Raw genomic sequence first — 13113 nt, forward strand, 5'->3', positions numbered from 1 at the left:
AGTGGGCGTCTGGAATTTGGAGCGACATATCGGGTTCGAACCGATGACCTGTACCTTGGCAAGGTACCGCTCTACCAACTGAGCTAATGTCGCATTTCCACTTACTTTAACCGTTCACACTGGTTACCACCAGCGGAAAGGTGAGGCCGCATTATATGGAAATTTCCATCTGCTGCAACCCCCTGAAACAGATTTATCGTCCGATCGCTCAAATTTTAAATACTCGCTCACGGTAGAACTTCAGTTCGGCGATCGACTCCTGAATATCCATCAATGCCTGATGAGTATTTTGCTTTTTGAAATCCTTCATGATTTCTGGCTGCCAACGCTTAGTCAGTTCCTTCACCGTACTGACATCGATATTGCGGTAATGGAAGTACTCTTCCAGCTCACGCATATACTTGTTCAGAAAGCGTCTGTCCTGGCCGACACTATTGCCACACATGGGAGACACACCTTTAGGCACGTACTGGCTCAAAAAAGCTATGGTCTCGGCTATGGCGTCAGCCTCTGTGTGTTTGGAGGCCTTCACCCGCTCAATTAGCCCGGAAGCGCCGTGATGCTGTTGATTCCAATCATCCATGGCAGCCAACACTTCATCGCTCTGATGAATGGCTATCACTGGCCCTTCACCGATAATGTTCAGCTCCTTGTCTGTAACCAAGGTTGCTATTTCCAATACTCTATCGGTTTCAGGCTCCAGCCCGGACATCTCGAGATCGATCCAAATCAGGTTATTTTCATCCGCAACCATAGCTCAGCCCACCGTTCCAGTTCGCCTAAATTCAGGCTTTTTTATTTAAGACCGTGTATCATACTGCTTTTTGCCAAGACACAAAATCACCTTATACCGCGAAGAGCTGCCTGTGAGTAAAAAGAAACCATTGAGCCATGGCCAACTGCGCCGTATGAAAGCCAATCACCAGAAGCGTCTGCAACGTGGGAAAAACGCTACTGAGACTGCCCCTGAAATACAAGATAGCTCACTCGGCCCCGAACTGGAGGCCACGGTTATTTCCCGTTTCGGCCAGCATGCCGATATTGAAACCCATGATGGCCAACTGGTTCGTTGTAATCTTCGCCGCACCATAGGCAGCCTGGTTACCGGCGATAAAGTGGTGGTACGTCTGGCGACCGACCCACAAACTACCGTCGCAGGAGTGGTTGAAGCCGTCCACCCACGCAGCTCGTCACTGACCCGGCCTGATCTCTATGATGGCGTTAAAGTTATTGCCGCCAATATAGATCAAATTTTCATAGTTTCATCTGTGCTGCCCAGCTTTACCACCCAGATTATTGACCGCTACCTGGTGGCGGCAGAAGACACAGAGATCCCGCCGGTGATCATTCTCAACAAGGTCGACTTGCTGGATGAGACTCAGGCTGTTGAAGTGGAAACCGCCCTGGCCCGCTACCGTGCTATCGGCTACCCCGTCTATAAAGTCAGCAGTAAAACCGCTGAAGGGATAGAACAACTGAAAACCCTGTTGCAAGGCAAAACCAGTGTATTCGCCGGGCAATCCGGGGTAGGTAAATCATCTCTTATCAATGCCCTGCTACCGCAGGCGCAGTTGCAAACCGGGGAAATATCGGAAAATTCAGGCCTGGGTCAACACACCACCACCACGGCGAAACTACTTCACCTGCCCAGCGGTGGCGATCTGATTGACTCACCCGGGGTTCGCGAATTTGCCCTCTGGCACTTACCTGCCGACCGTGTCGGCTGGTGCTTCGTGGAGTTCCGGGATTTTCTCGGCGGCTGTAAATTCCGCGACTGCAAACATCTGGACGATCCCGGCTGTGCATTGCGTAAAGCGGTAGAGGAAGGCAAAATTGCCGAAGACAGATTCAACAATTATCACAGAATTATCTCCAGTCTGGATGAACAGCGTCACGCCCGCCACTTCCGCGCCGGCATGGACGACATTTAAGCTGGCAAAGCCCATTTGAAGGAAGCAAAAATTGGATAAAGTGAAGATTGCACTGCAGTACATGCTGCCCAAACACCTGTTGTCCCGCCTGGTAGGGAAACTGGCAGCGGCCGAAGCCGGCAAGCTGACCACCTGGGCTATTCGCTGGTTTATCAAACAGTACAAGATAGATATGTCAGAAGCGGCCCAAAGCGAGCCTGAAGCTTACAAGAGCTTCAACGCTTTTTTCACCCGCGCCCTGAAAGACGGCGCACGCCCTCTGTATCAGGACTCAGAATACATAGTGCACCCGGTCGATGGCGCCGTGAGTCAGTGTGGTCCCATTAAAGACGGCCGTATTTTTCAGGCCAAAGGCCACCACTATTCGGCTCTGACCCTGCTGGGGAATCAGGCCAAAGACGCCGAACGGTTCGAAGACGGTGACTTTGCCACCATCTACCTGGCTCCCAAGGACTATCACAGAATCCATATGCCCATCAAAGGCACGCTGTCAAAAATGACTTATGTGCCCGGCGAACTCTTCTCAGTCAACCCGTTGACCGCCCGCAATGTACCCGGACTGTTTGCCCGTAACGAGCGAGTGGTCGCCATATTCGAAACCGAGATTGGCCCCCTGGCAATGGTATTGGTCGGCGCAACCATAGTGGCCAGCATAGAAACCGTTTGGGCTGGTACTGTCACGCCGCCGACAGGCAAGCGCGTGTTTACCTGGGAATACCCCACCACGGGGCCGGATGCCATCACATTGGAGAAAGGTGCCGAGATGGGCCGCTTCAAATTGGGCAGTACCGTGGTCATGCTGTTTGCCAAGGACGCCCTGGATGAATTTGCCGATGGTGTTGAGCCAGGTGCCGTAACCCGTATGGGTACACCTTTTGCCAAAATAGAGGACTGAACTTGTCTGCCAAGGGGCAAGCACGTACAGGCCTGACAGAACTTCATCTGGCGGTACTCCTGTTCGGAGGCACCGCCCTGTTCTCCCGGCTTATCCCCTTAAGCGCCCTCGATATCACTCTGCTGCGCTGCATTATCGCCGCCATAGTTCTGGCGCTGCTGGTTAAACTTAGCCGTCAACGCCTGCGCTTACTGCGCGGCAAAGATTACCTTGTTGCCCTGTTGCTTGGGGTGATTGTCAGCCTCCATTGGGTGACCTACTTTGCGGCGATGCAACTCTCCTCTGTCGCCATCGGCATGATAGCCTTTTTCACCTATCCCGTGATGACAGTGCTGGTCGAACCCTGGTTTACCGGCAGTCGCTTACACCTTAGAGATCTTATCAGCGGTTTGGCAGTACTGCTGGGGGTGATTCTGCTGATCCCCGAGCCGTCATTGGGCAACGACGTTACCCTTGGGATCCTGGTCGGCATTGTTTCCGCCATCTTGTTCACCGCCCGCAACCTATTGCACAAACGCTACTTCACCGCCTACAGCGGCCAGCAAGCAATGTTTTATCAAACCGCGGTGGCAGTGCTGGTGTTGGCCCCTTGGCACAGTCTTAATGCCGGTGACATCAACAACCAAACCTGGGGATTGCTGCTGCTTTTGGGAGTCGTCTTTACTGCGGCGCCCCATGCCTTGTTTACTTCCGCACTCAGATACTTGAGCGCCAAAACTGTCGGTTTAGTCTCCTGCTTGCAACCCTTCTATGGCGCTATGCTCGCCTGGTTACTGCTGGATGAGTCGCTGACGCTGACAACCGCTATCGGCGGTACTCTTGTGGTAGCAACCGCCTTGTTTGAAACATCACAGAGTCACAAATCACAAGCCCCGAAAAAGAACCTTGGCTGACATATCAAAACCCGCTTAACTTAGCTAATATGAGCTGTCGATTCACTCTTTGTATTTAACTCTTTGAATTTAACTATGGTTCGAGCCTGCATTCTGCTGTTTTGTCTTTTTATCGCCTCTGCCCAGGCCAACTCGCCACTGGGGTTGGATAAACGTCTGGGTCTTAACCAACAAAACACTGAAACCCTGTCGCAGGAGCAACAACTGGCGCAGTTGGAAAAAAGCATTCAACAACTTGCCGACACCAACCGCAGCTATCAAGAACTGCAACTTAATTTCGAGAATCGGCGCCAGCATCTTTATGATCTGCTGCAAGAAGCCGCTGCACCACTTAAGCCCGAACGCCATCAGGATCTGGATCAGCAGGCCTCCATGGCCTATCTGCGCCTTTCCGAACTGAAAGAGAGTGAAACCAGCCTCAGTCAGGCCAACAGCGCCATGCTCAAGCGCCACAGCGAATTACCTGCCGAAATAGTTAAAATCAGACAGGCCCTGCTGCAACAGCAAAAGACTCAGGCGGTGGCCGGTGACAATGCCGCCAAAGAGCTGCAACAGGCACAGTTGTTATTGCTGGAGCAACAGCTCACCACTCTGGAAAGCGAACTGGCGGTTAGCCAACAAAAGCGCGAACTGCATCAGTTACAACTGCAACTGGTACGCAAGCAGTTGCAGCAACAAGAGCTGCTTATCGAACAGCTTAACCGCGCCATTACCGATGCCAGGCAGCAGCAGGTCAACGCCACACTGGCCGAAACCCTCAATTCTGAGGCCGGTACTCACGATAGTCTGACCACAGAGCTGAGTCTGGCCAACCAAAAGTATGGTCAGCAGTTACAGCAATTGACTGAGCAGACGGCGCAGACCATAGCCCTGCAGGAGCAGGCGGAGAAGCAGGATCAGTCCCACAGCAAGCAACTGGACAACATCAAAGAGCAGATCAGCTGGGTCAAGATGAACCCGGTTTTCGGTGAGCGCTTTTTGCAGATCCTGCAGTCACTGCCAAAGCCCCCGAACCAAGAACACCTGCAAACCCAGATAGCCGATGCCAGACTCAATCGCTATCAGATTGAGCAGCAATTTGCCGCCAATGAGCAACTGCTAACGACCCAGGCCTATAGCAATGAATCTCAGTTGCGATTGCTTGAATCGCAACAGGCCTTGCTGAATCAGTTATTGAAAGGCTATGACACCTACCTCAGTGAACTGGCCAAGCTCAAAAGCAAGTATGAGCTGCTCACCGACAGTTATCAGAGACTCAAGTCCACCCTCAATGAACACCTGTTCTGGGTGCCCAACGCCTACAGCATCAGCAAGCTGTGGCTGACGGATCTGCAGCGCTCCAGTCTCTGGCTCTGGCAACAAACCGACCTGCCGGAAATAAAGCAGGGGCTGACCGAACTGAGTCCATACTGGTCCTGGTGGATCATCCTGGCGGTGTTGTGTCTGGTAGCACAGGATATTCTCACCCCCAGATTCAAGACCATGATGCGCGAATGTGAGGCGCCGGTCGGCAAGGTGACCCAGGATAAGTTCATCTACACCATCCAAGCGCTGCTAATCAGCGCCGGTTACAGCTTGTTCAAACCCTTTCCCATAGTGGCGGCCGGCTTGATTATGCTGCAGTCCGACAGTAACCCCATTCAAGCCATAGGTATGGGCGTGCTGGCTATAGGCAGCCTGTACCAGCTCTATCGCTTCATCTATCTGCTGGCACTGGACAAAGGCCTGCTTATAGGCCATTTCAAACGGCCACAAGAGGTGATCCGCCAGGGCCAGCAGCGTTTTCGCCGCTTTATTATCATGACCATGCCCTTGGTGGGCGTCATGGGCTTTACCGAAATTCTCGACTCATCTCTGGTGCGCAACAGCATAGGCCGCGGCGCCTTTATTCTGTTCTGTATCATGCTGTTTATGCTCTATCGGGACGTACTGACTCTGTCCCGTCGCTATCGTGAAAGCCATCTGGACGACAAGAATAAGCGTCTGCTGCAAAAGCTATTGTGGCTACTGTTGTTGCTGGTGCCGCCACTGAGCGCCGTGTTGGCATTCAGAGGCTACTACTTCACCGCCTTCCAGATGCTGCTGCAGCTGCAGCTTTCTTTACTGCTGGGACTCGGCTTTCTGTTGCTGTACCAGTTGCTGAAACGCTGGATGTTGATTGAAAGGCGCCGCATCGCCTTCGATCGCGCCAAGGCCCGCCGGGCCGAGCGTCTGGCGCAGCGGGAAAAAGGTGATACCTCATCAAGCAACAACGATCATCAGGACACCTATGAAGAGCCGGTTGTCGATTTGGAAACCATGTCCAGCCAATCACTGGGGTTGGTGAGATCCCTGCTGCTGCTGGCGTTTCTCGCCTGCCTGGTCGGCCTGTGGACCCAAACTCATACCGCCCTATTCAGCTTCCTCGATGGCATTACTCTTTGGACTACAACGACTACCGGGGTAGGCGGAGTCGAGCAACCGCTGCCCATCACCATGAAATCACTGGTATTTGGCGCTATCGTGGTCGGCTTTTCCATGATGATAGCCACCAACCTGCCCGGCCTGTTGGAGCTGACTATACTGCAAAAACTGGATCTCACTCCAGGAACCGGCTTTGCCATCACCACTGTGACCCGTTACCTGGTGGTCTTTATCGGTATTGTCATCGGCTTTGCCACCCTGGGGATGGAGTGGTCCAAGCTGCAATGGTTAATTGCAGCGCTGACTCTGGGTCTTGGTTTTGGTCTGCAGGAGATCTTCGCCAACTTTATCTCGGGCCTTATCATACTGTTTGAAAAGCCGGTGCGGATCGGCGATACCGTCACTATTCGCGACCTTACAGGTACGGTATCCAAGATCAAAATCCGCGCGACCACCATCATAGATTGGGACAGAAAAGAAATTATCATCCCCAACAAGGCCTTTATCACAGAGCAGCTAATTAACTGGTCGCTGTCGGATCCCATTACCCGGGTGATCATCTATGTTTCGGTCGCCAGGGATTCAGATCCCGCTAGAGTGGAGGCCGCGCTCTACCAGGCGGTGAAAGAGTGTGAGAACGCACTGGAGACCCCAGAACCGGAAGTCTGGTTCGCCGGTTTCGGCAAGCACACTCAAGACTATGAAGTCAGGGCTTATGCCAAAGATATGTCTTCCCGCTGGCCGCTGCGCCACGATCTGCATAAGCGGATCAGCAAGAAGCTCAAGGAGAATCAGTTGGAGCTGGCCTACCCTCAGCTCGAAGTGCATATCAGCAACACGCACAACAAAGACACCAGCGGTATTATCAGAGGTTAATCGCAGATGTTGATTTTCGCACACCGTGGCGCCAGTGGTTATGCGCCGGAAAACACCCTTAAGGCGATGGCGCTGGCACTAGAGCTTGGTTGTGATGCAGTTGAACTGGACGTGCACCACGCCGATGGTGAGCTCTGGGTGTTTCATGACCGCCGTTTAAGTCCCAAGAGCGACGGCAAAGGGCTACTCGCGCAGCAAAGCAGCAGCTATCTAAGACAGCTGAGGGTCGAGGGAGAGCCTATCCCTACCCTGCGCCAGGTACTTGAGCTTATCGAGGGGCGCATGACGGTCAACATAGAGCTCAAGGGAATAGGTTGCGTCGAGCCTTTTATCCAGCAATACCCGCAGCTACTGCAACTCGGCTACCAGCCAGAGCAACTACTGGTGTCTTCATTCAATCATCTCTGGCTCAAACAGGTAAAACAGCAGTTGCCCGAGATACCGGTAGCGCCACTGCTCGAGGGGATAGCGCTCAACCAAGCCGCCGTGGTCAGTGAGCTCAAAGCCTGGTCACTGCATCTGGATATCAGCTTTATCAGCCGTGAACTGGTTGCCGATGCTCATCAGCGCGGCGCCAAAGTGTATGTCTATACCGTAGATGATGCCGATGATATCAGGGCACTAGCGGCGCTGGGGGTAGATGGAATTTTTGCCAACTATCCAGACAGAGCCGCCGCCGCATTGACTCATGAGTCACAAACCGACTACCGCCACTGGTTTGAGTGAGCAGTCGTTTGAATGATCTCTGGTTAGATTGTTCAACTCTGGTTGTTGCGCTGGGCCCAGCCGCCGACAAAAATAAAAGTGCCACTGACCAAGAGTAAAGTCCACAGCGCCGGTAGGTGCGCCAGCTGCCTGGCGAGCCAGGGGCTAAGAGCCACTATCAGCATGCCGTAACCAAAGGCGTTGACCAGAATAAAGATCAGCGTGCGCAGTACAAAATTGCGTGCCCCGAGCTTACGGCGCAGAAAACGGTTGAAGTCGGCACCGAACACCAAAATGACGCAGGCAACCATGGCGGTAGCTATCTCATTAAGCCAGGGATAGAGCTGACTGCCCAGCTGGGTCAGTAGTTGCGTAACTGAATCCATTAAAATATAAATCCATAAAAATAACGAAAACAACAAGGACTGATACTATGGCATACAAGCTGCTGTTACTCACCCGGGAAAATGCTGAATATCGACAGTTGTTGTCAGAAAAATCACTTCCTGGCCTCACTATCCTTGGCGATGACCCGGCCAATATCGCCAGTGCCGATATCTGGCTGGCCGAGCCGGCTCTGGCCCAACCGCTGCTGAGTCACGGCAAGAATCTCAGCTGGTTGCAATCAACCTTCGCCGGTGTCGATAAACTGCTTGGCGCTAAAACCAGAAAAGACTACCTGCTGACCAATGTGAAGGGGATCTTCGGCCCCTTGATGAGTGAATATGTGTTCGGTTATCTGCTCGCCGAAGTTCGCCAACATGCGCTGTATCATCACCAGCAGCAGGAGAAATACTGGCACCCAGGTCCTCTGGCCACCTTGCAGGGGATGAAGATGCTGATCCTGGGCACGGGTTCCATCGGCGAGCACCTGGCCGCCAGCGCCAAACACTTCAAAATGCAGGTCTGGGGCATGAACCGCAGCCAAAGGGCCGTCGCGGGCTTTGATTGCATCATCAGCCCGGCCCAGCTCAATGAGCTTTTGCCCCAGGCCGATGTGGTTGTCAACACTCTGCCGAGCACTCAGGAAAGCCGAGGTTTGCTGAGCAAAGAAAGACTGGCACTACTCAAAGACAGCGCGATACTGTTCAACATAGGCCGCGGCGACGCCCTAGATCTCGATGCCCTGGTGGTCGAACTCGGCCGCAGAAACCGGCTTAAAGCCGTGCTGGATGTGTTTGCCCAGGAGCCGCTGTCACCGCTGCATCCCATCTGGGATCGCCCCAATGCGGTAATCACTCCTCATATTTCAGCGCCCAGCTTCCCGTCTCAGGTGGTCGATATCTTCGCCCGCAACTATCACCACTATCTCAATGCTGAATCACTGGAGAACCTGGTGTACTTCGACAGAGGTTACTAATCCTTCCTCTAGCGCGCCCATTCCTCCGGGCGCGGTGCTATTTGCTGACTAAAGACCTAAGGAAGTTCTTGCAAAGGACTAGGGCCATTTGCTGCGAACCACGCCTTGCATCCAAGCCCGCCAGCCGACGCAGAGCACACATGAGACTTGTTCGCACCTTCCCTAATAACCAACTAAAGGGTGATCTACCCTAAAATATATCCAAGCGTTATTAGTATTGATAACGGTTTTCATTTAGAATTGCGTATTGAAAAATAACGTCCACTTACCAGCAGTAACCGGAGCCCGATAAATGTACGTTTGTCTGTGTCATGCAATTACGGATACCCAGATAAAGCAGGCAGTCAGCCAGGGAGATGTTAGCCTCAGCGAGGTGAAAAAACGCCTCGGGGTGGGTGATCAATGCGGTAAGTGTGTACGGATGGCGACGCAAATCATCCAAAATCAGCTGGATCTTGAGCCCAATTATTACGAAGTCGCCTGATATATCAGGTAAAAAACAAAAGCCGCATCATGATGCGGCTTTTGTGGTTTTTGGGCCGGGCTACTTTTGGGTCGGGCTACAGCGCCGGTTCCTCCACACTGACTTCAACACTGTCGACTCTTTGCAACCCTCTAGGCAGCTTGGCACCGCGACGGCCACGCTCACCACGATAATGCTCCAGATCGCTGCTCTTTAGTGTCAGCTTACGCTTGCCGGCCCAAAGGGTGACATTGGCGCCTTCCGGCACCAGGTAAAGGTGAGTCACCAACTCTTCACGGTTTTTCGCCCGCTCCGATGGGATGCCGATGATCTTATTGCCCTTGCCCTTGGCCAACTGCGGTAGTGCCTCCATGGAGAACATCAGCATCCGCCCTTCATTGGTGATGGCCAGAATCGAACTGGGTCTGGACTTGTCCAGTTTACGTGGCGTCAAAGCCTTGGCATTGGTCGGCAGCGTCAGCAAAGCCTTACCCGCCTTGTTGCGCGACACCATGTCCTTAAAGGCGCAGATAAAGCCGTAACCGGCATCACTCGCCAGCAGGAAGCAGTTATCATCATCCCCGAGCAATACGTGCTCCATGCTCTCCCCCGGGGCCAGATTGAATCTGGTGGTAATAGGTTCCCCTTGGCTGCGGGCCGAAGGCAGAGTATGGGTATCCGTGGCGAAGGCACGCCCGGCGCTGTCAATAAACACAGATTGCTGGTTGCTGCGTCCGGCCGCGGCGCAGAGGAAACTGTCACCTGCCTTGTAGGACAACCCGGCAGCGTCGATATCATGCCCCTTGGCACAGCGTACCCAACCCTTTTCAGATAGCACCACAGTCACGGGCTCGGTTGGCACCAACTCCTGCTCCGACAAGGCTCTGGATTCGCTTCTCACCACCAGTGGCGAGCGGCGGTCATCACCATAGGTTTCCGCATCTGCCTGCAACTCTTTCTTGATCAAGGTCTTCAAGCGGCGTTCCGAACTGAGCAGCAGTTGCAGCTTTTCCCGCTCGGCTTCGAGCTCATCCTGCTCACCACGGATCTTCATCTCTTCCAGCTTGGCCAAATGGCGCAGCTTGAGCTCCAGAATCGCTTCGGCTTGCTTATCTGTCAGCCCAAAGCGGCGCATCAGTTCGGCCTTGGGTTCATCGTGAAAGCGGATGATCTCTATCACTTCATCGATATTGAGGAAGGCAATCATCAAGGCTTCAAGAATATGCAACCTGGCCAGTACTTTATCCAGACGGAATTCCAGACGGCGGCGCACTGTATGAATTCGAAACTCCAGCCACTCACTCAAGAGTTGCTTGAGGCCCTTGACCTGGGGCCGACCATCGAGACCGAGCACATTGAGGTTGACCCTATAGCTCTTTTCCAGATCTGTGGTGGCAAACAGGTGCGCCATCATCTGTTCGATATCGACCCGGTTGGATCTCGGCACTATTACCAAGCGCACCGGACTTTCATGGTCCGATTCATCGCGCAAGTCTGTCACCATGGGCAACTTCTTGGCCTGCATCTGCGCCGCCAACTGCTCGAGGATCTTGCTGGAGCTGGCCTGGTGCGGCAAAGCCGTTATTACCACTTCACCGTTTTCCACTGTGTAAACCGCACGGGCCTTGATTGATCCGCGGCCCGACTCATAGACCTTGGCAATTTCGGCGCTCGGGGTAATGATTTCGGCCGCTGTCGGATAATCGGGCCCGGGCACCAATTCCATCAGCCGCGGCAGATCAGCCTTAGGATTATCCAGCAGCTCGATACAGGCGCTGGCCAGCTCGCGGGCGTTATGGGGTGGGATATCCGTCGCCATACCCACAGCGATACCGGTAATACCGTTGAGCAAAATATGCGGCAGTCTGGCCGGCAGTACCAAGGGCTCTTTCAGGGTGCCGTCAAAGTTGACGCCCCAGTCCACTGTACCTTGACCAAGTTCGCTGAGCAGCACCTCGGAAAACTTGGATAACCTGGCTTCGGTATAACGCATGGCCGCAAACGACTTGGGATCGTCCGGTGCCCCCCAGTTACCCTGACCATCCACCAAGGGATAGCGATAGGTAAAGGGCTGCGCCATCAGTACCATAGCTTCATAACAGGCGCTGTCGCCGTGCGGGTGATACTTACCCAGCACGTCACCCACGGTACGGGCCGACTTCTTGTATTTGGCCGCCGCCGATAATCCCAGCTCGCTCATGGCGTAGACAATTCGCCGTTGCACCGGCTTAAGGCCATCGCCGATATGCGGCAAGGCCCGATCCATGATCACATACATGGAATAGTTGAGATACGCCTCTTCGGTGAAGCGCCTGAGCGGCATCTGCTCCACGCCATCCAGGCTCAAGGCTATCGCATCACTCATTATTTATTTTCCTGTTCAGGTGCCGGCGCATAGTCCGACTCAGATTCAGCATCTTCTGCACCAGTGTCTTTGTAGTACAGGCGGTAGATGTTTCCCTTCAGATCATCCGAAATATAGACGGCGCCATCCGGGGCCATCGCCAGTGAATGGGGTCTGGCCACCGGAAACTCACCATCGAGAAAACTCACCAGGGTGCGGCGATTGCTCACCTGGCGGCCATCGGTTTCCAGCACCACTATCTGATAGCCCACCTTGCTGGAACGGTTCCAGGAGCCGTTCTCTGCCAATAAAATCCGGTTATGGTATTCAGCGGGAAACTGGTTTCCGCGATAAAACAGCATCCCCATAGGGGATACATGGGCCGGCAGTTCATAGACTGGCTTGGTGATATTCAGGCTCTTGGGTTCTTCATAGGCAGGTTCCTGGACATCTTTGCCATGTACATAAGGGAAACCATAATGCGCCCCGGCAACGTCAACCCGGTTGATTTCATCAGGAGGCAGATTATCCCCCATCCAATCACGGCTCATATCGGCAAACCAAAGGCGGTTATCCAGTGGCGACCAGTCAAAACCTATGACATTACGTATTCCGAGTGCTATCTGCTGACTCCCGCCCGAGTCTACATTCACGGCAATGATGCTGCCAAAAGGGGCGCTGGGCTCACACACATTACAAGGGGCGCTGATAGCAATATAGAGCCTGCCATCCGGACCAAAGCGCATGGCTCTGGCACTCTTTCTGCCGTTGCCCGGCAGTTGATCATAGACTTCCCGAGCGCGCGGAGGACGTCTGAGCCTAGGTTCAATATCCTGGTACACCACCACTCTATCTTCCAGGGCAACATAAAGGTCACCCTTGTGAAAAGCCAAGGCTTCCGGGTAATCCAAGCCCTTGGCTATCAGATAACGTTTATCGACCCGGCCATCATGGTTACTGTCGACCAAAGCGTGAATCGTACCGCTCTTGTGAGAACCGACAAACAGAGTGCCTTCATCTCCTACTGCCATCTGTTTGGCATCACCAACATCTGTAGCATAAAGAGAAACACCAAAGCCTTTAGTCACGGTAATGATCATCGACTGAGATGCATGGGCCGCTGCGCTCAGCAACACAGCTCCCAACAGGAGCAAGCCTCCACCGGCCGCGATACCGATTCTGTTATTCAGGTTCATCATATCCTTGCCTTTAAATTTTATAGTTATTGGCACATCAAGGGCGA

At 53.4% G+C, this 13113-nt stretch carries 11 protein-coding genes and 1 tRNA gene; 7 read left to right on the plus strand and 5 right to left on the minus strand.

The window, feature by feature from the left end; genetic code table 11:
* Positions 1-17: 17 nt before the first annotated feature.
* Positions 18-93, minus strand: a tRNA-Gly gene (locus ACMHXH_RS03245).
* Between the two features lie 115 nt (positions 94-208).
* On the minus strand, positions 209-754 hold the full coding sequence (orn, locus tag ACMHXH_RS03250; protein WP_100143110.1) for an oligoribonuclease: 546 nt from the start codon (positions 752-754) through the stop codon (positions 209-211).
* A gap of 112 nt (positions 755-866) precedes the next feature.
* On the opposite strand from orn, the gene rsgA reads away from it, so the two are divergent.
* From rsgA to ACMHXH_RS03275, 5 genes are all read left to right on the plus strand, one after another.
* Positions 867-1931: a small ribosomal subunit biogenesis GTPase RsgA gene (gene rsgA, locus ACMHXH_RS03255; protein ID WP_039034499.1), complete on the plus strand. Its 1065-nt coding sequence runs from the start codon at positions 867-869 to the stop codon at positions 1929-1931.
* Positions 1932-1962: 31 nt separating this feature from the next.
* A complete protein-coding gene (asd, locus tag ACMHXH_RS03260; RefSeq protein ID WP_335912790.1) occupies positions 1963-2826 on the plus strand; it encodes an archaetidylserine decarboxylase in 864 nt (287 codons plus the stop codon).
* A 2-nt stretch (positions 2827-2828) separates the two neighbouring features.
* The gene (locus ACMHXH_RS03265; protein ID WP_413737596.1) at positions 2829-3719 is read left to right on the plus strand and encodes a DMT family transporter; all 891 of its coding nucleotides are present in this window, start codon (positions 2829-2831) and stop codon (positions 3717-3719) included.
* A 75-nt stretch (positions 3720-3794) separates the two neighbouring features.
* Entirely contained in the window at positions 3795-6998 is a 3204-nt protein-coding gene (locus tag ACMHXH_RS03270; protein WP_335912788.1) for a mechanosensitive ion channel domain-containing protein, read from the plus strand.
* A 6-nt stretch (positions 6999-7004) separates the two neighbouring features.
* The gene (locus ACMHXH_RS03275) at positions 7005-7724 is read left to right on the plus strand and encodes a glycerophosphodiester phosphodiesterase (RefSeq protein WP_144361036.1); all 720 of its coding nucleotides are present in this window, start codon (positions 7005-7007) and stop codon (positions 7722-7724) included.
* Between the two features lie 32 nt (positions 7725-7756).
* On the opposite strand, the gene ACMHXH_RS03280 is transcribed toward ACMHXH_RS03275, so the two are convergent.
* A complete protein-coding gene (locus tag ACMHXH_RS03280; protein WP_039034494.1) occupies positions 7757-8089 on the minus strand; it encodes a DUF3392 domain-containing protein in 333 nt (110 codons plus the stop codon).
* A gap of 47 nt (positions 8090-8136) precedes the next feature.
* Here ACMHXH_RS03280 and ACMHXH_RS03285 point away from each other — a divergent pair, with 47 nt between their 5' ends.
* A complete protein-coding gene (locus tag ACMHXH_RS03285; protein WP_335912785.1) occupies positions 8137-9063 on the plus strand; it encodes a D-2-hydroxyacid dehydrogenase in 927 nt (308 codons plus the stop codon).
* Positions 9064-9355: 292 nt separating this feature from the next.
* Complete coding sequence (locus tag ACMHXH_RS03290) at positions 9356-9547, plus strand: bacterioferritin-associated ferredoxin (protein ID WP_025009364.1); 192 nt, start codon at positions 9356-9358, stop codon at positions 9545-9547.
* Positions 9548-9623: 76 nt separating this feature from the next.
* Here the strand turns inward: ACMHXH_RS03290 and parC are convergent, their stop codons facing one another.
* A complete protein-coding gene (gene parC / locus ACMHXH_RS03295) occupies positions 9624-11891 on the minus strand; it encodes a DNA topoisomerase IV subunit A (RefSeq protein WP_039034492.1) in 2268 nt (755 codons plus the stop codon).
* A complete protein-coding gene (locus ACMHXH_RS03300) occupies positions 11891-13069 on the minus strand; it encodes a PQQ-dependent sugar dehydrogenase (RefSeq protein ID WP_052248121.1) in 1179 nt (392 codons plus the stop codon). Before ACMHXH_RS03300 ends, parC begins: the two co-directional genes overlap by 1 nt.
* Positions 13070-13113: the final 44 nt, after the last annotated feature.

Origin of the sequence: Shewanella sp. BJSY2023SW001, from assembly GCF_047314685.1 — a bacterium.
Lineage (GTDB): Bacteria > Pseudomonadota > Gammaproteobacteria > Enterobacterales > Shewanellaceae > Shewanella > Shewanella indica.

What these genes read in the sequence shown, in the direction of transcription:
- orn (WP_100143110.1), bottom strand. Translation starts at nt 754, where the DNA reads ATGGTTGCGGATGAAAATAACCTGATTTGGATCGATCTCGAGATGTCC.
- ACMHXH_RS03270 (WP_335912788.1), top strand. Translation starts at nt 3,795, where the DNA reads ATGGTTCGAGCCTGCATTCTGCTGTTTTGTCTTTTTATCGCCTCTGCC.
- ACMHXH_RS03275 (WP_144361036.1), top strand. Translation starts at nt 7,005, where the DNA reads ATGTTGATTTTCGCACACCGTGGCGCCAGTGGTTATGCGCCGGAAAAC.
- ACMHXH_RS03280 (WP_039034494.1), bottom strand. Translation starts at nt 8,089, where the DNA reads ATGGATTCAGTTACGCAACTACTGACCCAGCTGGGCAGTCAGCTCTAT.
- ACMHXH_RS03285 (WP_335912785.1), top strand. Translation starts at nt 8,137, where the DNA reads ATGGCATACAAGCTGCTGTTACTCACCCGGGAAAATGCTGAATATCGA.
- ACMHXH_RS03290 (WP_025009364.1), top strand. Translation starts at nt 9,356, where the DNA reads ATGTACGTTTGTCTGTGTCATGCAATTACGGATACCCAGATAAAGCAG.
- parC (WP_039034492.1), bottom strand. Translation starts at nt 11,891, where the DNA reads ATGAGTGATGCGATAGCCTTGAGCCTGGATGGCGTGGAGCAGATGCCG.
- ACMHXH_RS03300 (WP_052248121.1), bottom strand. Translation starts at nt 13,069, where the DNA reads ATGATGAACCTGAATAACAGAATCGGTATCGCGGCCGGTGGAGGCTTG.